Annotated in this window: 17 protein-coding genes; 6 read left to right on the top strand and 11 right to left on the bottom strand. The window is 69.0% G+C overall.

The genetic code is table 11. From position 1 onward, the window contains the following. Positions 1-5: 5 nt before the first annotated feature. The 4 genes from sigM to AC07FV_RS21035 all read right to left on the bottom strand — a co-directional run bounded on the left by sigM (position 6) and on the right by AC07FV_RS21035 (position 7,489). On the bottom strand, positions 6-728 hold the full coding sequence (sigM, locus tag AC07FV_RS21020; RefSeq protein WP_479088876.1) for an RNA polymerase sigma factor SigM: 723 nt from the start codon (positions 726-728) through the stop codon (positions 6-8). Positions 729-757: 29 nt separating this feature from the next. Then, on the bottom strand, positions 758-2,449 hold the full coding sequence (locus AC07FV_RS21025) for a serine/threonine protein kinase (protein WP_479088877.1): 1,692 nt from the start codon (positions 2,447-2,449) through the stop codon (positions 758-760). Positions 2,450-2,588: 139 nt separating this feature from the next. Continuing rightward, the gene (gene murJ, locus AC07FV_RS21030) at positions 2,589-5,012 is read right to left on the bottom strand and encodes a murein biosynthesis integral membrane protein MurJ (RefSeq protein WP_479088878.1); all 2,424 of its coding nucleotides are present in this window, start codon (positions 5,010-5,012) and stop codon (positions 2,589-2,591) included. A 44-nt stretch (positions 5,013-5,056) separates the two neighbouring features. Next, positions 5,057-7,489 (bottom strand): DUF6049 family protein, encoded by a 2,433-nt coding sequence (locus tag AC07FV_RS21035; RefSeq protein ID WP_479088879.1) that lies wholly within the window; start codon positions 7,487-7,489, stop codon positions 5,057-5,059. Between the two features lie 224 nt (positions 7,490-7,713). Between AC07FV_RS21035 and AC07FV_RS21040 the strand changes: the two genes are divergently transcribed. After that, positions 7,714-9,159, top strand: coding sequence for a CCA tRNA nucleotidyltransferase (locus tag AC07FV_RS21040; RefSeq protein ID WP_479088880.1), 1,446 nt, complete (start codon positions 7,714-7,716; stop codon positions 9,157-9,159). A gap of 103 nt (positions 9,160-9,262) precedes the next feature. Here the strand turns inward: AC07FV_RS21040 and AC07FV_RS21045 are convergent, their stop codons facing one another. From AC07FV_RS21045 to AC07FV_RS21060, 4 genes are all read right to left on the bottom strand, one after another. Next, entirely contained in the window at positions 9,263-9,769 is a 507-nt protein-coding gene (locus AC07FV_RS21045; RefSeq protein ID WP_479088881.1) for an LppU/SCO3897 family protein, read from the bottom strand. A 123-nt stretch (positions 9,770-9,892) separates the two neighbouring features. Next, complete coding sequence (locus AC07FV_RS21050) at positions 9,893-11,155, bottom strand: MFS transporter (protein WP_479088882.1); 1,263 nt, start codon at positions 11,153-11,155, stop codon at positions 9,893-9,895. Positions 11,156-11,232: 77 nt separating this feature from the next. Then, the gene (locus AC07FV_RS21055) at positions 11,233-12,315 is read right to left on the bottom strand and encodes an inositol-3-phosphate synthase (RefSeq protein ID WP_479088883.1); all 1,083 of its coding nucleotides are present in this window, start codon (positions 12,313-12,315) and stop codon (positions 11,233-11,235) included. Positions 12,316-12,359: 44 nt separating this feature from the next. After that, complete coding sequence (locus tag AC07FV_RS21060; protein ID WP_356602657.1) at positions 12,360-13,037, bottom strand: PadR family transcriptional regulator; 678 nt, start codon at positions 13,035-13,037, stop codon at positions 12,360-12,362. 664 nt (positions 13,038-13,701) lie between these two features. Here AC07FV_RS21060 and AC07FV_RS21065 point away from each other — a divergent pair. Both AC07FV_RS21065 and AC07FV_RS21070 read left to right on the top strand, forming a co-directional pair. Next, complete coding sequence (locus AC07FV_RS21065) at positions 13,702-16,089, top strand: transglycosylase domain-containing protein (RefSeq protein ID WP_479088884.1); 2,388 nt, start codon at positions 13,702-13,704, stop codon at positions 16,087-16,089. Positions 16,090-16,210: 121 nt separating this feature from the next. After that, positions 16,211-17,719 carry a glycosyltransferase family 87 protein gene (locus tag AC07FV_RS21070; RefSeq protein ID WP_479088885.1) on the top strand — a complete coding sequence of 503 codons (1,509 nt, stop codon included), beginning with the start codon at positions 16,211-16,213 and terminating at the stop codon, positions 17,717-17,719. Positions 17,720-17,828: 109 nt separating this feature from the next. On the opposite strand, the gene AC07FV_RS21075 is transcribed toward AC07FV_RS21070, so the two are convergent. From AC07FV_RS21075 to AC07FV_RS21085, 3 genes are all read right to left on the bottom strand, one after another. Beyond that, positions 17,829-18,860 (bottom strand): alanine racemase, encoded by a 1,032-nt coding sequence (locus AC07FV_RS21075; protein WP_053133891.1) that lies wholly within the window; start codon positions 18,858-18,860, stop codon positions 17,829-17,831. Positions 18,861-18,921: 61 nt separating this feature from the next. Next, positions 18,922-20,043: a peptidoglycan bridge formation glycyltransferase FemX gene (gene femX / locus AC07FV_RS21080; RefSeq protein ID WP_064728796.1), complete on the bottom strand. Its 1,122-nt coding sequence runs from the start codon at positions 20,041-20,043 to the stop codon at positions 18,922-18,924. Between the two features lie 159 nt (positions 20,044-20,202). Beyond that, positions 20,203-20,508 carry a hypothetical protein gene (locus AC07FV_RS21085; RefSeq protein ID WP_479088886.1) on the bottom strand — a complete coding sequence of 102 codons (306 nt, stop codon included), beginning with the start codon at positions 20,506-20,508 and terminating at the stop codon, positions 20,203-20,205. Positions 20,509-20,786: 278 nt separating this feature from the next. On the opposite strand from AC07FV_RS21085, the gene rpsF reads away from it, so the two are divergent. From rpsF to rpsR, 3 genes are all read left to right on the top strand, one after another. Further along, positions 20,787-21,077: a 30S ribosomal protein S6 gene (gene rpsF / locus AC07FV_RS21090; protein WP_003975025.1), complete on the top strand. Its 291-nt coding sequence runs from the start codon at positions 20,787-20,789 to the stop codon at positions 21,075-21,077. A gap of 75 nt (positions 21,078-21,152) precedes the next feature. Then, positions 21,153-21,752 carry a single-stranded DNA-binding protein gene (locus AC07FV_RS21095; protein ID WP_356557641.1) on the top strand — a complete coding sequence of 200 codons (600 nt, stop codon included), beginning with the start codon at positions 21,153-21,155 and terminating at the stop codon, positions 21,750-21,752. Positions 21,753-21,794: 42 nt separating this feature from the next. Next, positions 21,795-22,031, top strand: coding sequence for a 30S ribosomal protein S18 (rpsR, locus tag AC07FV_RS21100; protein WP_003949403.1), 237 nt, complete (start codon positions 21,795-21,797; stop codon positions 22,029-22,031). The last annotated feature ends 10 nt before the right edge of the window (positions 22,032-22,041 follow it).

A 22,041-nucleotide genomic window follows, 5' to 3' on the forward strand; every position in this document is an offset into this window, starting at 1 on the left:
CGACGTCACGCTCGTCCACCTCCGCCCTTCACTGCTGCCGCATCACTCTGATCCGTGCCCGGGGATCCCGCACGGCCGGGTCCCGCTGCGGGTGGGACGGATGTCCCCTGCGTCCGGTTCCGTTCCGCGGTCGTCTTCTTGGTCTCGCCGCCGTCCGGACGCAGGTGGGTGAGCAGCGGCAGGAGCTTCGCCCGGCCACGGGCGCACCGGCTCTTGATCGTGCCGGTCGCCACGTCGAGGATCCGGGCCGCCTCGGCGACGGGATAGCCCTGCATGTCCACCAGGACGAGGGCCGCCCGCTGATCGGCCGGCAGGGTGCCCAGGGCTTCCAGAAGCTGACGGTGCAGGTCGTTGCGCTCGGCGGGTGCCGCGGCCGACTCGTGCGGCTCCAGGAGCTGCTCCAGGCGCTCGGTGTCGTCGACGGGGGCGGTCTTCCGGGAAGCGGCCTTGCGGGCACGGTCCAGGCAGGCGTTCACCGTGATCCGGTGCAGCCAGGTGGTGACGGCGGCCTGGCCGCGGAAGGTGTGGGCGGCCCGGTAGGCGGAGACCAGGGCGTCCTGGACGGCGTCAGCGGCCTCCTCGCGGTCTCCCAGAGTCCGCAGGGCCACCGCCCAGAGACGGTCACGGTGCCGCCGGACGAGCTCACCGAAGGCCTCGGGGTCACCTTCGACGTGGCGGGAGAGCAGGTCCTGATCGCTCACCCCGGCGTACTCGGCGCCTTCCGCCATCGGACCCTCTCCCCTGTCGGCAGACGACCTCAGCTGGTCACCTTGATATCGGTGACCTGGCCGCGGAACTGCCCGTTCGTCAGTGGCAGCTCGGTCAGCCAGACCAGGAGGTAGCGGGACTTGAGTGTCCCGCCCGGCTGGAGTTCCACGGTCGTGCCGGAGCCGTTGGCCACCTTCGTGTAGCCGTCGAAGGACTGCGGTTCCGACTCCGTGTCGCCCCCGGCGCGGAGTTCCACCGACGTGTCGCCACCGAACGACACCGCCACCTTGCCGACCTGCCGGACCTTGCCCAGGTCGATCACGATGCCCACGCCCTGCTTCAACCGTCCGAAGTCGGCACTCGCGTAGTGGCTCGTCTGCCAGTAGGTGGCGGGGTCGCCGTCGTAGGCCTTGCTGACGTCCTCCGGGTATTCGGAACCGTCGCGGCCGAACGGATCGAAGTCGTGCCCACCCGCGATCGCAATCGGCCGGCTCACCGGCTTCTTCTGCCCCTTGTCGTCGTCCCCGTCCACCGTCTGCGTCTGGTTCTGGTCGTCGGCTTTGCCGCCCCGCTCCATGAGCGCGTCCGCGAGCTGCCAGCTGCCGAGACCGAGCGCGGCGATGAGCAGGGCGGAGACGCTCCACTTCAGTGCCCTGCCGGTACGGCTCTGCAGAGGGGGCGGAGGCGAGGGCACTGCCTGGGTCACACCGGGATGCGGTGCCGGACGGCCGTAGGCGCCCTGCTGGTAGGCCGTGCGCTGGTACGTGGGCGGGGCGGTGTAGGTCGGCTCCGGCGGCCGGATGCGGGGCATCTCGCTGATCGCCTTCACCAGTTCCTCCGGCGTGGTGCACGGGGACTCGTGCCGGGAGGCGGTGGCGCCGTCGTTGGCGAGTGCCCGCATGGCGAGCTCGGACAGGCCGCGGTGGACACCCGCGCGCACCTGGTCCGGCGGGATCAGGCCGATGTCCTTGGGCAGACCGGCCAGGCCGTGGGCGTCGCTCTCGTACGGCCAGCGCTGGGTGAGCGTGGCGTACAGCAGGGCGCCGATGGCCTCGGTGTCGGTCCGCTGGGGGGAATCGGAACTGATGCCGCGCAGGGCGGCGTTGACGGCGAGGCCGCGGATCCGCCACTGCCCCGTCGACGTCCGCAGCACCGCGGTCGGACTCAGGCGCAGGTGGGCGAGGCCCTCGCGGTGGGCGGCCGCCATGGCGGACGCGACCTGACTGACCATCTGGTAGGCGTCGTACACCTCCAGTGGTCCGGAGGCGAGGAGCGCGGTCAGTTCGGTGGCGTCGGGGAGCCATTCGTGCACGACGTAGACCAGGTCGTTGTCCTCGACGGCGTCGAGCACCTGGACGAAGCGGGGGTCGCCGAGCAGGGCGGAGGAGCGTGCCGCCGCCAGTACGGAGCGGGCGCGCACGTGGTCCGACGGAAGGATGTGGACGCCGACCGCGCGGCGGAGCTTCTCGTCAACGGCCCGCCAACTGCTGAAGCCGTCCAGACGGGTGACGCATTCCTCGAGGCGGTAGCGTCTGGCGAGCTTGTGCCCGCTGTGCAGTTCGGGAGGCGAGGGCTTGCCCGAATCCTCGCTCGTCGGACTCCCCTGTGCCTCGTCGCTGTCCGTGTCCCGCTCCCGGTTGTTGGCCACCCCGTCGGCCGTGGACTGGTCCGTCTCCGCGGTCAGCGGCTCGTCACCACTGTTGTCTGCCACGTCGACGGCAGCTGTGCTCCGTTCCGCCACCGTCGTTCCTGCCTCCCCATTCGATGCGCGCCGACCGACTCCGATGCGCGCAGTCCGACGCCGAACCCAATTGTGCCCACAGTCCGCCGCTATGCACGACACACGGCGGCGGACGATGGTTGTGCGCCTACCCCGGGCCTCAGCGTCCCAGGCGTCCGCGCACCATACCGACCAGCGAGTTGACTTCCTCGATGCGCATGCGGCGGGCGGCGACGAAGAAGACGCCGAACAGGAGCAGCCCGCCGGCCAGCAGCGCGGCCAGTGAGCCCACGGCACCCTGGCCGAGCGACTTGCTGATCGCGTAGCAGGCCGCGCCGCTGAGCAGGGCCGCCGGAACGGACGCGATGCACAGGCGGGCGTAGGTGCGCAGTACCCGAGCGCCGTCCAGGTCCCCGCCGAGCCGCTTGCGCAGCCTGCGCCAGGCGATGCCGACACCGATCACGTAGGCGAGACCGTAGGAGGCGGCCATACCGACGACGGCCCAGCGGGCGGGCAGCAGGAAGTAACACAGGGCCGATGCCGCGGCGTTGACCACGGCCACGATGACCGTGTTGTAGAAGGGCGTCCGGGTGTCCTCGTAGGCGTAGAAGGCGCGCAGGACGACGTACTGCACCGAGTACGGGATGAGACCGAGGCCGAAGGCCATCAGCATGAAGCCCATGTTGGTGGCAGCGTCCGTGCCCGAGGATCCGAAGATCAGCGTGCACATGGGGATGCCGAGCGCGACGAAGCCGAAGGAGACCGGCACGATGGCGACGGCCGTCGTGCGCAGCCCTTGGGAGATGTCGTCCCTGACGGCGCCGCCGTCCTCCTCGGCTGCCGAGCGGGAGATGCGAGGTAGCAGAGCGGCCATCAGGGAGACGGTGATGATGGCTTGCGGGAGGCCCCAGATGAGCTGGGCATTGGCGTAGGCGCTGTATCCGGTGCCGGGGATGTCCGAGTCCGTGACCGACGCCGTGGCGAGTTGGATGACGACGAGGGCGCCTGCTTGGTTGGCCAGCACGAACAGGATCGTCCATTTGGCGAGCATCGCGGCCTTGCCGAGGCCGTGCCCCTTCCAGTCGAACCGCAGCCGCAGCCGGAAACCGGTTTCTCGTAGGTAGGGGATCATTGCCAGGGCCTGGACCACGAGACCGAGGAGAATGCCTACCCCGAGAAGCCGTTCTCCCTCCGGCGGGATGCTCTCGACCGTCATCCCGGAGTTGGCAGCGGTGCCGTAGACCCACAGGAACATGCCGAGCGTGACGATGATGACGATGTTGTTCAGGACCGGGGTCCACATCATCGCGCCGAAGCGGCCACGGGCGTTCAGGATCTGCCCCATCACCACGTGGACGCCCATGAAGAAGATGGACGGCAGGAAGTACCGGGAGAAGGTGATGGCCGTCTCGTTGGCCGCGGGGTTCGTCGCGACGGGGTTGGAGAGCGCGCGCACCAGCAAGGGGGCAGCCAGCATGCCGAGCACGGTGAGGAGACCGAGCGCGACCATGACCAGGGTCAGAAGCCGGTTGGCGTAGGCCTCGCCGCCGTCCTTGTCTTCTTTCATGGCGCGGACAAGCTGCGGGACGAACACCGAGTTGAGGCCGCCACCGACGGTCAGGATGTAGATCATCGTGGGCAGCTGGTAGGCGATCTGGAACGACTCGCCCAGCAGAGCCAGCCCCAGAGCCGAGACGATCATTGCCGACCGGATGAACCCGGTGAGCCGCGACACCATCGTGCCCGCGGCCATCACGGCGCTCGACTTCAGCAGGCCTCCCGCTCGCCCGCCCTTCTTGGGCGCGGCCGCGGGGGTGGGCTCGGGGTCCTGGAGGGGGGCCTCGGCGGCTTCGGGCGCGGGGGCCACGGCGTACTGGCCCGGCGCCGCGTGCTGCCCGGGTGCCGGCGCGGGACCGCCGTAGTGGCCCTGGGCCGGCGCGGGACCGCCGTACGGGCCCGGGGCCGGAGCGTTTGCGTACGGGTCGGGTCCCTGGTGCCCGCCGTACTGGCCCTGCTCCGGTGCTCCGCCGTACTGCCCGGGTCCGGGTGTTCCGCCGTACTGCCCCGGTGCCGGGGCAGGCGCGGGTACGGACGCGTGGTCGTCGTAGGAGGGGTGGCCGCCGCCCTGCTGCTGGTCGCGGAAGAGGTGCGCGAAGGCGTCCGGCTCGTGGCGCTGCTCCCCGGCCTGGGTGACCAGGTCGTCGACTCCGACGAACTGGGTGGTCCGCGGGTCGTCGCCGTAGGGCAGGTACTGCGTCGGGCCCTCCGGTTCCGGGGCCGGCGTCTGGGCCCAGACGCGCGGGTCGGGTGCGTAGGGCGACTGGGACGGCTGGGAGTACAGCGGCTGCTGCGGCGGGTACGCGCCCGGCGGGGGCGGCGGGTGCGCGGCGCGGTCGTAGAGCGCCTCGGAGACCGGGTCCTGGGCGGAGAGGTCCTGCGCCCGGTAGGGGTCCTGGTCGTAGGCGTCCTGGAGGTACATGTCCGCGGGCGGCTGCGGCGTCCGGCCGGGGTCGGGCGGCGGACCCTCGGAGTGACCCGGGCCGTCCACGGTCTGACCGCGGTCACCGTCGTACGGCGCGTTCATGGTTACCCCACCTCATCGTCCCGGGCCGACCGGCCACGACATCCTCAACGGTCCACTCTCTCACCCGTGCCGGACGGGTCGGCGCTTTCCGCTGCGGTGTCCGGTGTCGGGTCACTCGGCTGCCCCGGGTCGCCTGCCCGGGGGTGTGCCTCGGACGCGTCCTTGAGACGCTCGTCGGAGCCCTCCCGGTTCTCCCGGTCGTCCTCGGACTCCGTCGCCTCCTCGGGCCCCTCGGACTCGCCGTGGCCCTCGGCGCTCGCCGCGGCGTCCGGGTCCGCCCTGTCCTCCTCGCGGGCAGCGGCCCGCTTGCGCTGTGTGTACATGCGGAAACCGGCGAGGACGAGCAGCAGGACACCGCCGCCGATGACGAGCATCACGGTCGCCGTGATCTCGGTGACCTTCACGTCGAAGGTGACGGGCTCGCCGTACTTGCGCCCGTCCATCGTGTAGAGCTGGGCGATCACCGTCGCACGGCCGTTGGCATTGGCCGACGTGGTGAACTTCACCGACTGGCTGTGGCCACCGGAGACAGAGATCGGCTGCTCCTCGTGGTCGGCGCCGTCGATCTCGAGCCGTGTCGGGTTCGTAGAGGTCAGTCGCAGGACCAGGGGGCCGACGTCCTGCACCAGGTTGTTCTGCACGGTCACGGGGATCGTGGCGCTGCGGCCGGAGAGCTTCGTCTCCGACTTGTCGATGAGCCTGACGCGGTCGGTCAGTCCGTCGAGGTACTCCTTGACCCTGCCGCGGAACGACTCGGCCTCGGCGGCCCGGCCGCGCCAGGACGCGGACATCTCGCGGTTCAGGGCGCGCCCGAAGGGGGTCACCACCCGGGAGGGGTTGGACAGGACGACCTTGAAGTTGTCGAGGGTGTCCTGCGTGCGCGCGATCTGCACGAACGCCGACCGGGGCAGTTCCTTCTTGCGCAGCGCCGAGGGATAGGAGGAGGTTCCCGGCACCGTCGTGGTGGCGTCCGGGTCCGGCTTGGCCGCGGCGGCCGCCGCCATGTCCTGGGACTCGGACCAGGTGCCGTCCTGCAGCGTCCGCAGCGCCTCGGCCATCGCTCGGGCCTGGCTGCCGGAGGGCGTGCGCTGCGGCGCGATGACGACGCTGCGCTGGTCGTCGGTCTGGAGGCCCAGCGCGAGGCTCTGGGCGAGGAAGCGCTGCACGGCGAGCGTGGAGTCGGACGCCTTCGTCAGATCTCCCTCGAACGCCTTGGACATGCGGGCGTCCGCGACGACGGCCGTCGTACCGCCGCCGATGGGACGGGCCGCGGACGGCGTGTACGGCAGGTCGTTGGTCTCCTGGAGGCTGTCACTGCGGGCGATCACCTTGTCGGCGCCCGCGGAGGTGGCGACCTTGACGATCGACCGGTCGACGGCGCCGTCCACGGGCCAGGCGAAGTCGGTGCTCGGCTTCACATGGAGGATTGGCCCGACCGTGTCCTCAATGACGTCCGTGGCGCTCTTCAGCTGGCTCAGCGACCCCGTGACGTTCGTGCCGTTGTGGGCCAGGGACGCCAGGTCCGGGTCGGCGAAGGGGAGGGCGATGACCTCCTTGTCGGCCACTGCGTCCTGCAAGTCGGCGAGCCACTGCTTGGCGACGTCCTGATGGGTTCCGGCGACGGTGTTCTCGCCGTCCCGGACGCGGTAGCTGCCGGTCATCGCGTCGAGGGAGGCCAGCAGGTCCGGGTCGACCACCCAGGTGACATCGAGATCCTTGCCCAGGGTCAGCATCTGGTTCAGCCGGCCGCCCGGGGAGATCTCCTTGGCCAGGTCGTCGTTGAGGAAGACCGGTGTCTGCTCCTCGTTCGGCCCCGTCTCGGCCGCCATGTGCGTGGTGGAGATCAGCGGCCACAGGGCCGTCGTCTTCGTCTTGGTGCCGGCCTGGTCGGGCTGCCAGGGCAGGAAGGTCCGCTGGATTCCGAGGATCTGCTCCCACGGCTGCGCGGAGGTCTCGCCCGAGAGGGACACGGCGAAGTCGTAGACACCGTCGTCGCCCAGTTCGAGGTCGTCGACCGGCACGGAGATGTTGAAGTGCTCGGCGACACCGGGGGTGAGCTTGTCGAACTTCTCCGTGTACTTGTCGTCGATCTCCGGGGCGATGGCGCCCTGGAGATCGGTGCTCTCCTTGGCGATCCTGTCGACGGCCGAGCGGGTGTTGACCTCGGCCCCCAGGCGCAGGCCGACGTGGGCGTCGGTGACGGTCTGCTTGCCGTTGTTGATCACGGTGCCCGACACGGTCACGGTGTCCCCGTCCGTGGGCGCCGAAGGGGTGAGCGAGTCGACCGCCACGGCCACCGAGCCCGCCTCGGCGGCGGCCTTGGCGGAGGACTGCCCCTCGGCGTGCGCCGGGCCGGCCGTCGGCAACTGGACCAGGCCGGTCAGCAGGGGCGCACCGGCGAGCAGCGCCGTGGTGCGCCTGAGCCACCGGCGGGCAGGTGAGGGACTGGTCCCCTGGAAGTCTGCCGCCTCGGCCACGCGCTCGCCCGTCCCTCGTCGTCGTCAGTGGTCGTCGGAATGTGCGTCCACGCATGGTAACGATGCGCGGCGAGGGGAAGTGCCGCGGTGTACGCCACAAGATCCGCCACCGACAGTGGCTGTCCCGTATGTGCGCCTATAACGGGAGGGGCGGGTATCGAGGGGTTTCGGGCGGGATCAATCGGGGCGCCGGTGTCCTCCCGGGCCACGTACCCTTTTCTGTTGTGCCGAACGCCAAGGAAGTCACCCCCAGCGCCCTGAGCCAGGAGCAGCACCGAGCGGTGAGGGAACCGCTGCGGGTCGCCCCAGTCGCCGACGACCTCGCCCGCCGTTTCCAGGAGGCCGGGTTCTCCCTCGCCCTGGTCGGCGGCTCGGTCCGGGACGCGTTGCTGGGCCGGCTCGGCAACGACCTGGACTTCACGACCGATGCCCGCCCCCAGGACGTCCTGAAGATCCTGCGTCCGTGGGCGGACGCCGTCTGGGACGTCGGGATCGCCTTCGGGACGGTCGGGGCGCAGAAGGACGGCTACCAGATCGAGGTGACCACCTACCGCTCGGAGGCGTACGACCGCACCTCGCGCAAGCCGGAGGTGTCCTACGGTGACTCGATCGAGGAGGACCTGGTCCGGCGGGACTTCACCGTGAACGCCATGGCGGTGGCGTTGCCGGAGGGCCGGTTCATCGATCCGCACGGTGGGCTGGACGACCTCGCGGCCCGGGTGCTGCGCACTCCGGGCACTCCCGAGGAGTCCTTCTCCGACGACCCGCTCCGCATGATGCGCGCCGCGCGCTTCGCCGCGCAGCTCGACTTCGAGGTGGCACCGGAGGTCGTACAGGCCATGAAGGACATGGCCGGGCGTATCGACATCGTCTCGGCCGAGCGGGTCCGTGACGAACTGAACAAGCTCGTCCTCTCCGCGCACCCGCGCAAGGGACTCTCCCTGCTGGTGGACACCGGACTCGCCGAGCGCATCCTGCCCGAGCTGCCGGCCCTGCGCCTGGAGCGCGACGAACACCACCGGCACAAGGACGTCTACGACCACACGCTGATCGTGCTGGAGCAGGCGATGGCCCTGGAGAGTGACGGGCCCGATCTGACCCTCCGCCTGGCTGCCCTGTTGCACGACATCGGTAAGCCCCGTACCCGGCGCTTCGAGGAGGACGGGCGGGTCTCGTTCCACCACCACGAGGTGGTCGGGGCCAAGATGACGAAGAAGCGCATGATCGCGCTCAAGTACTCCAACGACCTGGTGAAGGACGTCTCACGCCTGGTCGAGCTTCATCTGCGCTTCCACGGTTATGGCACAGGGGAGTGGACCGACTCCGCGGTCCGCCGGTATGTCCGGGACGCCGGTCCGCTGCTCGACCGTTTGCACAAGCTGACCCGTTCCGACTGCACCACCCGGAACAAGCGCAAGGCCACGGCCCTCTCGCGTGCGTATGACGGGCTGGAGGAGCGGATCGCTCAGCTTCAGCAGCAGGAGGAGCTGGACGCGATCCGTCCCGACCTGGACGGTAACGAGATCATGGAGATCCTCGGAGTCCGTCCCGGACCGGCTGTCGGCCAGGCCTACAAGCACCTGTTGGAGCTTCGCCTGGAGAACGGGCCGATGGAGCGCGAGGCCGCTGTCGCAGCGCTCAAGGAGTGGTGGGCCCAGCAGGAGGCGTGAACGGTCGTGGTCATGTTTCACGTGAAACATGACCACGACGGTGAGCAGACGAATGGGCGGTGTTTCACGTGAAACACCGCCCCTTCGGTTTTGCCGGTCCGGATCAGACGTCACCGAGGCAGAGCAGGAACTCTTCGCCGTCGCCCGTCTCCGCGTAGAAGCCCGTAGCGCCTTCGACCGGTCGGCAGGCGGACTCGGCGGTGATCTGGGAGTAGTGCCCCTTGATCTTCTTGAGGACCTTCGCCTCGGCGTCCGTGGCCGTGCAGTCCACGACCTCCATGCGGTCCGAGGAGGACGAGGCGGACTTCAGGCAGTCGCCCACGCCGGCCTGGTCGGCGTCGTCCCGGCTGGCGATGTAGCCACCGACCGCCACGCACACGACGATGACGGCGATGACGATGTTCTTGATCGTCTTGAAGCTCGGCTTGCGACGGGCCGGCTGCGGCGGGACGGGGGCGAACGGCGCACCCTGCGGCGGGAAGCCGGGCTGGCCCGCCTGCTGGGGGAAGCCCGGCTGGCCCTGGGCGTAGGGGTTCTGGCCCTGCGGCTGCTGCGCGGCCTGCGGCTGGCCTTGCGCGAACGGATTGCCCTGGGACGGCGGAGTGGTCACTTGGGGGTCCCCCTGGAACATAGGTGCGTGTCGCGAACATGACGCGAATAAGACCCACGTAAGTTATCGGTCCGCACCGACATCCCCGTAGCCCAGCGAAGCTTCGTGGCATTGATGTGACACTTACTGGCGTTCAAACCAGCCCATAGCCGCCGCAACCGCTCCGTAGACCGCGGTGACTGTCACGACCAGCGATACGGATCGGCCGTCCGGCGGCAGTATCAAGGCGGCCACGCCGGCGGCACCGACGAAAGCGACGTTGAACAGCACGTCGTAGACCGAGAAGATCCGGCCACGGAACGCGTCCTCGACCGAGGACTGCACGACCGTGTCGGTCGCGATCTTCGCTCCCTGGGTCGTCAGGCCCAGGACGAACGCCGCGACGAGCAGCGGCGCGGTGGCGAACGGCAGGCCGAGAGCCGGTACCAGTACCGTGGCAGCTCCCGCGCACACGGCCATCCAGCGGCCCGGCCCCAGCCGTCCCGCCGCCCACGGAGTGATCACCGCGGCCGCGAAGAAGCCCGCTCCGGAGACGCCCAGCGCCAGTCCCAGCAGGGCCAGCCCCTCGTCCGTGGTCGAGGACAGCGCGTACCGGCACAGCATGAGCAGCATGACCAGCAGGGCGCCGTAGCAGAACCGCATCAGGGTCATGCCCGCGAGCGACCAGGCCGCCTCCCGGCGAGCGGGTGCGGCGAGATGGCGTACGCCGGCCACCAGGTCGCGCGCGGTACCGGCCAGGGCCGAGGCCAGGCGTGGGGGCACGCGCTCGGGGTCCGGCCCCAGCAGTTCCACGGCGATGCGCAGTGACGCCAGCGCCCCGCACAGGTACAGGGCGGACCCGAGCAGCACCACGGCGGCGTCGGAGTCCGCGACCACGAGGCGTACGACGAAGGCGAGGCCGCCCCCGGCCGTCGCGGCGAGGGTGCCGGCGGTCGGGGAGAGCGAGTTGGCGACGACCAGGCGCTCCGCGTCGACCACGCGCGGCAGCGCCGCGGACAGACCCGCGAGGACGAAGCGGTTGACGGCCGTGACGCAGAGGGCGGAGACGTAGAAGAGCCAGTCGGGGACGGAGAGGATCATCAGCAGGGCCGTCATCGCCGCCAGCACGGCACGCAGCAGGTTGCCGTACAGGAAGACCTGGCGGCGGCGCCAGCGGTCCAGCAGGACGCCGGCGAAGGGGCCCACCAGGGAGTACGGCAGAAGCAGGACCGCCATCGCGGAGGCGATCGCGGCGGCCGAGGTCTGTTTCTCCGGGGAGAAGACGACGTAGGTGGCGAGCGCGACCTGGTAGACGCCGTCGGCTCCCTGGGAGAGCAGGCGCACGGCGAGCAGGCGCCGGAAGCCCTTCAGGCGCAGCAGGACGCGCAGGTCACGGACGACGGCCATGGTGCACAGCCTCACATACGGGAAAGGTCCCCGGGTCACGCGACCCGGGGACCTCCGACGGACTCAGTCCGCGCTGGTCAGCGCTCGACCTCGCCGGCGATGAACTTCTCGACGTTGGCACGGGCCTCGTCGTCGAAGTACTGGACCGGCGGGGACTTCATGAAGTAGCTCGACGCCGACAGGATCGGGCCGCCGATGCCGCGGTCCTTGGCGATCTTCGCGGCGCGCAGGGCGTCGATGATGACACCGGCCGAGTTCGGGGAGTCCCAGACCTCGAGCTTGTACTCCAGGTTCAGCGGGACGTCACCGAACGCGCGGCCCTCCAGGCGGACGTAGGCCCACTTGCGGTCGTCCAGCCAGGCCACGTAGTCGGACGGGCCGATGTGGACGTTCTTCTCGCCGAGGTCCCGGTCGGGGATCTGGGAGGTGACGGCCTGCGTCTTGGAGATCTTCTTCGACTCGAGGCGGTCACGCTCGAGCATGTTCTTGAAGTCCATGTTGCCGCCGACGTTCAGCTGCATCGTGCGGTCCAGGACGACGCCCCGGTCCTCGAACAGCTTCGCCATGACGCGGTGCGTGATGGTGGCGCCGACCTGCGACTTGATGTCGTCACCGACGATCGGGACGCCGGCCTCGGTGAACTTGTCCGCCCACTCCTTGGTGCCGGCGATGAAGACCGGGAGGGCGTTGACGAAGGCGACCTTGGCGTCGATGGCGCACTGGGCGTAGTACTTCGCCGCGTCCTCGGAGCCGACGGGCAGGTAGCAGACCAGGACGTCGACCTGCTTGTCCTTGAGGACCTTGACGATGTCGGCCGGCTCCTCGGCGGACTCCTCGATGGTCTCGCGGTAGTACTTGCCGAGCCCGTCGAGGGTGTGGCCGCGCTGGACCTGGACGCCGCTGTTGGGCACGTCGCAGATCTTGATCGTGTTGTTCTCGGAGGCGCCGATGGCGTCCGCGAGGTCCAGGCCGACCTTCTTGGCGTCCACGTCGAAGGCGGCGACGAACTCGACGTCGCGGACGTGGTAGTCGCCGAACTGGACGTGCATCAGGCCCGGGACCTTGGACGCCGGGTCGGCGTCCTTGTAGTACTCGACGCCCTGCACCAGCGATGCGGCGCAGTTGCCCACACCGACGATGGCTACGCGAACCGAACCCATTCCGGTTGCTCCCTGTGTGTACGAGTGAGGCCCTGACTGGGCGCTCACGTGGCGGTGTCGCCGGGCGTATCCGGCCGGGGGTCGTCCCCCGGCCGGGGCAGGCCGCCCGTCGCTCCAGATGTCGTGTCCTGTTGAGCGGTCCCCTCCGAAGCGGAACCCCGCAGGTCCCGCCCCGCCCGCTCGCTCTCGATGAGCTCGTTCAGCCAGCGCACCTCGCGCTCCACGGACTCCATTCCGTGGCGCTGGAGCTCGAGCGTGTAGTCGTCGAGTCGCTCCCGGGTGCGCGCCAGGGAGGCGCTCATCTTCTCCAGTCGCTCCTCCAGCCGGCTGCGCCGGCCTTCGAGCACGCGCATGCGGACATCGCGCGAGGTCTGTCCGAAGAACGCGAAGCGAGCGGCGAAGGTCTCGTCCTCGTACGCGTCCGGGCCGGTCTGGGAGAGGAGCTGCTCGAAGTGTTCCTTGCCGTCGGCCGTCAACCGGTAGACGATCTTGGCGCGCCGTCCCGTGAGGGAGGCGGCGGTCTCGTCGACGTTGCCCGGCTCCTCGATCAACCAGCCGTTGGCGACCAGCGTCTTGAGGCAGGGGTAGAGCGTCCCGTAGCTGAACGCCCGGAACACTCCCAGTGACGTGTTGAGCCGTTTACGCAGCTCATAGCCGTGCATCGGGGACTCGCGGAGCAGGCCGAGTACGGCGAACTCGAGGATGCCGGAACGTCGGCTCACGTCGCCTCCTCTCGCCCTTATGCCGCGCTGATGTATCGGCTCGATACATCAGCACGATAGAACGAGCTTCCGCGCGCGACAAGAGGCTCGGTGGTGAACGGGATCACATCCGGGATTCATGGTGAGCAAGTTGCCTGATTTGAGGTGAACTTCGAGTCCCGGGGGTTTTGGCGGTGCGTAGTCTGTGCGCCATGCAAACCACCGGGAACCGAGTGACGCCTGGGGGCGTCCTTGTCCCCGGTGCAGTACGGGTGAATGCGGAAGGGACCGCATCCGTACTTCGGGGGGACCGGAAACCAGCCGCCTTTACCAGGCGCGCGTAAGGTGCGCCTGCCCGAGGAGTAGTCGTTCGATGAGCGAGCACCGTCGCAAACCGCCGCAGCCGCAGGGAGGCGGACGTGCCGCGGCCCGACGCGGCCAGTCCGGCTCGTCCTCCGGCCGCCGTGCGGCACCGCGAGGCGCCACAGGGTCTCCGTCCGGCTCGTACGGTCCGGAGAGCGAGGAGCGTCCGTACGCCAGCCGTGCCGAGGCCCGGCGTGCGGCACAGCGCAATGGAGGCGGTCGCCGCAGAGCGGCCGAGCCGGGCCGCGGAGGCCGGCGTGTCGCCGCCGTCGGCGCGGGTGGGGCGGCCGGCCGGCGCGTCGCCGCGTCCGGCAAGAAGCGGATGATCGACTACCCGCGCTTCGACCGGGACGGGTGGCGCCGCTGGGTGCCCTCCTGGAAGCTCGTCTCCGGCGTGTGCATCGGCTTCTTCGGCACCATGGTGGCCGCGGCCGGCATCGCCTACGCCATGGTGGGCGTCCCCGAGCCGGGCAAGGCCGCCATGGCGCAGAACAACGTCTACTACTGGGCCGACGGCAGCCAGATGGTCGCGACGGGTGGTGAGGTGAACCGCCAGAGTGTGGACCTCGCCCAGATCCCCATGGAGATGCGCAATGCGGTCATCTCCCAGGAGAACAAGACCTTCTACTCCGACAGCGGCATCGACCCCAAGGGCATCGCGCGCGCCGTCTTCAACATGGCCAAGGGCGGCGAGACGCAGGGTGGTTCCACGATCACCCAGCAGTACGTGAAGAACGCGATGCTGAACGACCAGTCGCAGACGATCTCCCGCAAGGTCAAGGAGATCTTCGTATCGATCAAGGTCGGCGCCGAGGAGCCCAAGGACAAGATCCTCGAGGGCTACCTGAACTCCGCCTACTACGGACGCGGTGCCTACGGCATCCAGGCGGCCTCGCGGGCCTACTTCAACGTGGACGCCGTCGACCTCAACCCGGGCCAGTGCGCGTTCCTGTCCGCGGTGCTCAAGGGCGCCACGTACTACGACCCGGCCGGCTCACCCTCGATCGACCCGGTGAACGCGACCGCCAAGGCCAACACCGACCGCGTGCAGCGCCAGATGCAGGACACGCTCGACAAGATGGTCGAGTACGGGCATTTGAGCCAGGAGAAGCGGGCCAAGCACACCAGCCTTCCCTCGGTGCGGAACCCGGAGTCGAACACACAGCTGGGTGGCCAGATCGGCTACCTCGTCAGGCTCGCCAAGTCCTCCGTGATCAAGAACGCCGGTGTGACGGAGCAGCAGCTGGAGAAGGGCGGCTACTCGATCTACACGACCTTCGACAAGAGGAAGGTCGAGGAGCTCGAGAAGGCCGTCGAGAAGGTCTACAAGGAGAAGATCGACCCGAAGAAGCGCCCGAAGACGGACACTCACGTCCAGTTCGGCGGAGCCTCCGTGAACCCGGAGACCGGCGCCCTCGAGGCCATCTACGGTGGTGAGGACGCCACCAAGCACTTCACCAACAACGCCGACGTCACCGGTGCCCAGGTCGGTTCGACGTTCAAGCCGTACGTTCTCGCGGCCGCGATGAAGTGGGGCGTGCGCGATCCCGACCTCGGTGAGACCCAGGCCCAGGACGAGCGCACCGTCGTCTCTCCCAAGAGCCTCTACAGCGGCAAGAACAACCTCAAGATCAAGGACTACAACGGTTCGATCTGGCAGAACGAGAAGGGCGAGCAGTGGCGTCAGGAGAATGACGGCAAGCAGAGCGTGGGTGAAGCGCCGGACTACAAGATCGACCTGCGTGAGGCCATGCGGGAGTCGGTGAACTCCGCCTTCGTGCAGCTCGGCATGGACGTCGGTCTGGACAAGGTGAAGGAGGCGGCCGTCGACGCGGGGCTCCTGGAGAGCAGTCTGGCCGGTTCCGGCTACCCGTCCTTCTCCCTCGGAGTCTCGGACCCGAGCGCCATCCGCATGGCGGGTTCGTACGCCACCTTCGCGGACAGTGGCAAGCAGCGCGAGCCCTTCTCGGTCACCAAGGTGTCGAACAAGGGCGGCACGGTCTACACGCACAAGGTGACGACCAAGCAGGCGTTCGAGGCGAAGGTCGCGGACAACGTCACGGACGTCCTGAAGACCGTTGTCGAGGACGGAACGGGTTCCAACGCCCAGCTGCCCGGCCGAGAGGTGGCCGGTAAGACCGGTACCACGGACGGCAACCAGTCCGCCTGGTTCGTCGGATACACCCCCCAGCTGGCGACCGCAATCAGCATGTTCCGCTACCCGGACGACGAAACGATCAAGAACCGCTCCTTCATGGAGATGTATGGAACGGGCGGCGAGGAGAAGATCCACGGTGCTTCGTTCCCGTCGGTGATCTGGCAGGACTACATGTCGGACGCGCTGAAGGGCGAGCCGAAGGAGAAGTTCCCGAAGCCCGAGCCCATCGGCGAGGTCATCAACGACACCCCGCCGCCGAGCCCGTCCCCCTCGCCCTCCGAGACGGAGGAGGAGGAGACGAGCCCGTCGCCTTCGCCGTCGCCCAGCAAGACGGAGACCACCCCCTCCCCCTCACCGAGTGACACCTGTGGCGTCTTCGAGTGGAACTGCGAGGACGGTGACAACAACGGCAACGAGAACAGCGGCAACGAGAACGGTGGCTCGGAAGGCAGTCCGTCGCCCTCGACATCGCCCAGTGGGACAGGGGAAGAGGAAGACATCAGAGGGAATCAGAACGGAGGCGGTGGCTTCATCGCCGGCCAGGAGGGATAGCTGCCGGAACGTCCGGCATGGGTGTTTCACGTGAAACACCCGCAAGTTTCACGTGAAACAGGGGCCGCCGCATCCATCGGGGTGCGGCGGCCCCGGCGTATCGCCAGGTACGTACGGCAGGATGTGCCCCATGCCCAGTGCAGAATCGACACCAGCGAGCGTGCACGAGCCGGAGCCCGTGCGGCCGACCAGGGAAGACCCGGTCGCCGCGGCGGGCAGCGAGCTGATCGGCGGCCCCGCCGGCCGCCGTGCCCTGCTGGGGACGTCCTGGTGGACGCCCGTCCGGGTGATCGCTCTCGTGGCGATCGGCATGTTCGCCCTCGGCCTTGTCCAGAAGGCGCCCTGCTACAACGGCGCCTGGTTCTTCGGTGCCAGCTCCCAGTACACGCACGCGTGCTACTCGGACATCCCGCACCTCTACCAAGGGCGCGGGTTCGTCGACGGCCTGGTGCCGTACTTCGACAAGCTTCCCGGCGACATGGAGTACCTCGAGTACCCCGTGCTGACCGGTGTGTTCATGGAGGTCGCGTCCTGGCTCACGCCGGGCAGCGGCAGCATCCAGGACCAGGAGCAGTGGTACTGGATGGTCAACGCCGGGATGCTCATGGCGTGCGCGGCCGTCATCGCCGTCTGTGTGACCCGCACGCACACCCGGCGCCCCTGGGACGGACTGCTGGTCGCCCTCGCGCCCGCCCTCGCCCTGACCGCCACCATCAACTGGGACCTGCTGGCGGTCGCCCTGACGTCCGCCGCCCTCCTGATGTGGTCGCGAGGACGTCCGCTGGCCTTCGGCGTGCTGCTGGGCCTGGCCACGGCCGCCAAGCTCTACCCGTTCCTGATCCTCGGTCCGCTGCTCGTGCTGTGCTGGCGCGCGGGCAAGTGGCGGGACTTCGGAAAGGCACTGGGGGGAGCGGCCGTCGCCTGGGCGGTGGTGAACCTGCCGGTCATGCTCTTCGCCTTCGACGGCTGGTCGAAGTTCTACACGTTCAGCCAGGAACGGGGCGTCGACTTCGGTTCCTTCTGGCTGATCCTGGTCCACAACTCCGACAACCCGCCCAGCACCGAGACCGTCAACACGCTCGCCACGCTCCTGATGCTGCTGTGCTGCGGGGCCATCGCCGCGCTCACGCTGACCGCCCCCCGACGTCCGCGGTTCGCCCAGCTCGCCTTCCTGATCGTCGCCGCGTTCATCCTCACCAACAAGGTCTACTCACCGCAGTACGTCCTCTGGCTGGTGCCGCTGGCCGCGCTGGCCCGCCCCAAGTGGCGTGACTTCCTGATCTGGCAGGCATGCGAGGTGGCGTACTTCCTGGGCATCTGGATGTACCTCGCGTACACGACCAGCGGTGACGCCCACAAGGGCCTGCCCACGGACGGCTATCACTGGGCCATCGGCGTGCACCTGCTGGGGACGCTCTTCCTGTGCGTCATGGTCGTGCGCGACATCCTGATGCCGGACCGGGACCCTGTGCGGCGGACGGGCGACGACGACCCCTCGGGTGGTGCGCTCGACGGGGCGGAGGACGTCTTCGTCCTCGGCCCCGCCGCTCGCCCGGCGCGGCACGCCGCCCACTGCGAGGTCTCCCCGGTGCGGTGGGGGGCGCGCCAGCCGACCGGAGATTCGCTCTGAGCGAACGGACTCCGCGGCGGTCCGCCACGGACAGTCATGCCGAAGGCCGTACACGGAACAGCGTGTACGGCCTTCCGGCTGCCGTGGGGCCCACGGCCGGCGTGCAGTCTCAGCGGTCGAGGATCCGGTCGAACTGCGTGGTGGTGTGCCGCAGATGGGCCACCAACTCGTCGCCGACCTTCGGTTCCGGCGCGTCCGACGGCACGAACAGGATGGACACCTGCATGTGCGGCGGTTCCGCGAACCACCGCTGCTTGCCGCCCCAGACGAACGGCGAGAGGTTGCGGTTCACCGTGGCGAGACCGGCCCGGGCGACGCCCTTGGCGCGCGGCATGACACCGTGCAGCGCCTTCGGGGCCTCCAGGCCCACGCCGTGCGACGTACCGCCCGCCACGACCACGAGGAAGCCGTCCGAGGCAGCCTTCTGCTGCCGGTAGCCGAAGCGCTCGCCCTTGGTGACCCGCGTGACGTCCAGGACCGCGCCGTGGTACTCGGTGGCGTCGTGGTCTCCCAGCCACAGCCGGGTGCCGATCCGGGCACGGAAACGGGTCTGCGGGAACTGCTGCTGGAGCCGGGCGAGCTCGTCCGCCTTGAGGTGGCTGACGAACATCGTGTGCAGCGGCAGCCGGGCCGCGCGCAACCGGTCCATCCAGCCGATGACCTCCTCGACGGCGTCCGAGCCGTCGGTACGGTCGAGCGGCAGGTGGATGGCGAAGCCCTCCAGCCGGACGTTCTCTATGGCGGCGTGCAGCTGCGGCAGGTCCTGCTCGCTGATGCCGTGGCGCTTCATCGAGGACATCACCTCGATGACCACACGTGCGCCCACGAGGCCGTACACGCCGTCGATGGACGAGACCGAGCGCACGACCCGGTCGGGCAGCGGTACGGGCTCCTCACCGCGCCGGTACGGCGTCAGGACCAGCAGGTCACCACCGAAGAAGTCCTTGATCCGGGCGGCCTCGTACGTGGTGCCGACGGCCAGCACGTCGGAGCCCAGCCGCGTGGCCTCTTCCGCCAGCCGCTCGTGACCGAAGCCGTAGCCGTTGCCCTTGCAGACCGGGACCAGCCCGGGGAACTGCTCCTGCACGTGCTTGTGGTGCGCCCGCCAGCGCGCGGTGTCGACGTAGAGAGTGAGCGCCATGGCCGGACCTGGGACCTTTCTGGTGGCTGTCAGAGGTGCGGGAGAGGGGTGAGGAGAGGGGTCAGCGGCGCGACATGTAGATGTCGAGCGCCTTGTGGAGCAGCTTGTTCAGCGGGAAGTCCCACTCGCCGAGGTACTCGGCCGCCTGCCCGCCCGTGCCGACCTTGAACTGGATCAGACCGAAGAGGTGGTCGCTCTCGTCCAGGGAGTCGGAGATGCCGCGCAGGTCGTAGACGGTGGCGCCCAGGGCGTAGGCGTCGCGGAGCATGGCCCACTGCATCGCGTTCGAGGGCCGGACCTCGCGGCCGATGTTGTCGGAGGCGCCGTAGGAGTACCAGACGTGCCCACCGACGACCAGCATCGTGGCGGCGGACAGGTTCACCCCGTTGTGCCGGGCGAAGTACAGCCGCATGCGGTTGGGGTCCTCGTTGTTGAGGGCCGCCCACATGCGCTGGAAGTAGGACAGCGGACGCGGCCGGAAGTGGTCGCGCACGGCGGTGATCTCGTAGAGCCGCTGCCACTCCTCGAGGTCGTGGTAGCCGCCCTGTACGACCTCGACGCCGGCCTTCTCGGCCTTCTTGATGTTGCGGCGCCACAGCTGGTTGAAGTTCTTGTGGACCTCTTCCAGGGAGCGGTTGGCCAGCGGCACCTGGAAGACGTAGCGGGGCTGCACGTCGCCGAAGCCGGCGCCGCCGTCCTCGCCCTGCTGCCAGCCCATGCGGCGCAGCTTGTCGGCGACCTCGAAGGCGCGCGGCTCGATGTGGTCGGCCTCTATGTCGCGCAGGCGCTTGACGTCCGGGTCCTGGATGCCCTTCTTGATGGACGTGGCGTCCCAGCGGCGGATGATCACCGGCGGGCCCATCTTCACCGAGAAGGCGCCCTGCTGCTTGAGGTGCGCCAGCATCGGCTCCATCCACTCCTGGAGGTTCGGCGCGAACCAGTTGATGACCGGGCCCTCGGGCAGGTAGGCGAGGTAGCGCTTGATCTTGGGGAGCTGGCGGTAGAGGACGAGGCCCGCACCGACCAGTTCACCGGTCCGGTCGTCGAACCAGCCGAGGTTCTCCGAGCGCCATTCCGCCTTCACGTCCGCCCATGCCGGGACCTGCATGTGACTTGCCGCCGGCAGGCTCTGGATGTAGGCCAGATGCTGCTCGCGACTGATGGTCCTCAGGGTCAGGCTCATTCGGGGCGCTCCTCGGGCTGGTGTGTCCCCATGGGTACAGGGGCTCCGGCTCTCGCGCGAAGCCTACTGCGCCCTGTGAGCGCCTCGTCCGGCGTACGGGTGCAAGGGGTTTCCGGAGGACCTTCGGAGAGTGCTCCGGTTGGACGGGTGGGGCGCGGCTCAGCCGATGAACCCGCCGTGGTCGATGCCGAAGAACATGCCGAGCGCGGAGGCTCCGAGCGCCACCACCAGCCCGAAGCGCTCGCGGGTCGTCACCGAGATGAGCTGGCCGTATCCGGCGGTCAGCACACCCAGCAGTCCTGCCCAGGAGGTCAGGATGTGGAGCCCGCGGAAGCTCGCGGTGGCCAGGGCCAGCACGCCCAGCACCAGGGCCACGGCCAGCAGGGTGTCCTGGAGGGGGTGCGCCTTGCCGTCGGTGGCCAGCAAGCCGGTCCTCGGCTTCGCGGGTCGCATGATCTGTGCCATGGGGAAACCTCCTGCCGAAGGCAGCGTGTCGTCGCCCGTCACATCCGCTGAGTACCGATTGTGTCCCCTCACCGCCGGATTTCAACCGCAAGCGGGTGGCCGGGTACTCTGTACCTTCTGCACTGGTGTCTGCTGCCTGCTTCGGCCGGGCCGCCTCTCCGGAGGAAGCCCGAATGTCAGTGGGTCCTGCTTTACTCGCGGATGCCGGTGCCAACGCATCGCAACCCTCCTGCCACGGAACGACCGTGGCCGCTGAGTCCGAAGGAGGTGGGTTCCACATGCGTCACTACGAGGTGATGGTTATCCTCGACCCCGATCTCGAGGAGCGTTCTGTCTCCCCGCTGATCGAGAACTTCCTCTCTGTCGTCCGTGACGGCGGCGGAAAGGTCGAGAAGGTCGACACCTGGGGCCGTCGTCGTCTCTCGTACGAGATCAAGAAGAAGCCTGAGGGCATCTACTCGGTCATCGACCTGCAGGCCGAGCCTGCGGTCGTCAAGGAGCTCGACCGCCAGATGAACCTGAACGAGTCGGTCCTCCGGACCAAGGTCCTCCGTCCCGAGATGCACTGAGCTTCCGCTCAGCCGATCCCGGGATTCGAGTAGCAGCACAAGCAGCCAGCAGCAAACCCGCCGAGAGGTTCCCCCATGGCAGGCGAGACCGTCATCACGGTCGTCGGCAATCTTGTCGATGACCCCGAGCTGCGCTTCACCCCGTCCGGTGCGGCCGTCGCGAAGTTCCGTGTCGCGTCGACCCCCCGCACCTTCGACCGCCAGACGAACGAGTGGAAGGACGGCGAGAGCCTCTTCCTCACCTGCTCGGTCTGGCGGCAGGCGGCGGAGAACGTCGCCGAGTCGCTCCAGCGAGGCATGCGCGTCATCGTGCAGGGCCGGCTGAAGCAGCGGTCCTACGAGGACCGTGAGGGCGTCAAGCGCACGGTCTACGAGCTGGACGTCGACGAGGTCGGCGCCAGTCTGCGCAGCGCCACGGCCAAGGTCACCAAGACCTCGGGCCAGGGGCGCGGCGGCCAGGGCGGTTACGGCGGCGGTGGCGGCGGCGGCCAGGGTGGCGGCGGCTGGGGCGGCGGCCCCGGCGGTGGCCAGCAGGGCGGCGGCGCTCCGGCCGACGACCCCTGGGCGACCGGCGCTCCCGCCGGTGGCCAGCAGGGTGGCGGCGGCCAGGGTGGCGGCGGCTGGGGCGGTGGCTCCGGCGGCGGTGGCGGCTACTCGGACGAGCCCCCCTTCTAGACGGGCTCTACCCACACTTCTTGATCACACAGGAGAAACATCATGGCTAAGCCGCCTGTGCGCAAGCCGAAGAAGAAGGTCTGCGCATTCTGCAAGGACAAGGTCACGTACGTGGACTACAAGGACACGAACATGCTGCGGAAGTTCATTTCCGACCGCGGCAAGATCCGTGCCCGCCGCGTGACCGGCAACTGCACCCAGCACCAGCGTGACGTCGCCACGGCCGTGAAGAACAGCCGTGAGATGGCGCTGCTGCCCTACACGTCCACCGCGCGATAAGGGAAGGGTG

This window comes from Streptomyces sp. NPDC045956, assembly GCF_056430705.1.

What these genes read in the sequence shown, in the direction of transcription:
- sigM (WP_479088876.1), bottom strand. Translation starts at nt 728, where the DNA reads ATGGCGGAAGGCGCCGAGTACGCCGGGGTGAGCGATCAGGACCTGCTC.
- murJ (WP_479088878.1), bottom strand. Translation starts at nt 5,012, where the DNA reads ATGAACGCGCCGTACGACGGTGACCGCGGTCAGACCGTGGACGGCCCG.
- AC07FV_RS21050 (WP_479088882.1), bottom strand. Translation starts at nt 11,155, where the DNA reads ATGGCCGTCGTCCGTGACCTGCGCGTCCTGCTGCGCCTGAAGGGCTTC.
- AC07FV_RS21055 (WP_479088883.1), bottom strand. Translation starts at nt 12,315, where the DNA reads ATGGGTTCGGTTCGCGTAGCCATCGTCGGTGTGGGCAACTGCGCCGCA.
- AC07FV_RS21065 (WP_479088884.1), top strand. Translation starts at nt 13,702, where the DNA reads ATGATCGACTACCCGCGCTTCGACCGGGACGGGTGGCGCCGCTGGGTG.
- AC07FV_RS21070 (WP_479088885.1), top strand. Translation starts at nt 16,211, where the DNA reads ATGTGCCCCATGCCCAGTGCAGAATCGACACCAGCGAGCGTGCACGAG.
- AC07FV_RS21075 (WP_053133891.1), bottom strand. Translation starts at nt 18,860, where the DNA reads ATGGCGCTCACTCTCTACGTCGACACCGCGCGCTGGCGGGCGCACCAC.
- femX (WP_064728796.1), bottom strand. Translation starts at nt 20,043, where the DNA reads ATGAGCCTGACCCTGAGGACCATCAGTCGCGAGCAGCATCTGGCCTAC.
- AC07FV_RS21085 (WP_479088886.1), bottom strand. Translation starts at nt 20,508, where the DNA reads ATGGCACAGATCATGCGACCCGCGAAGCCGAGGACCGGCTTGCTGGCC.
- rpsF (WP_003975025.1), top strand. Translation starts at nt 20,787, where the DNA reads ATGCGTCACTACGAGGTGATGGTTATCCTCGACCCCGATCTCGAGGAG.
- AC07FV_RS21095 (WP_356557641.1), top strand. Translation starts at nt 21,153, where the DNA reads ATGGCAGGCGAGACCGTCATCACGGTCGTCGGCAATCTTGTCGATGAC.
- rpsR (WP_003949403.1), top strand. Translation starts at nt 21,795, where the DNA reads ATGGCTAAGCCGCCTGTGCGCAAGCCGAAGAAGAAGGTCTGCGCATTC.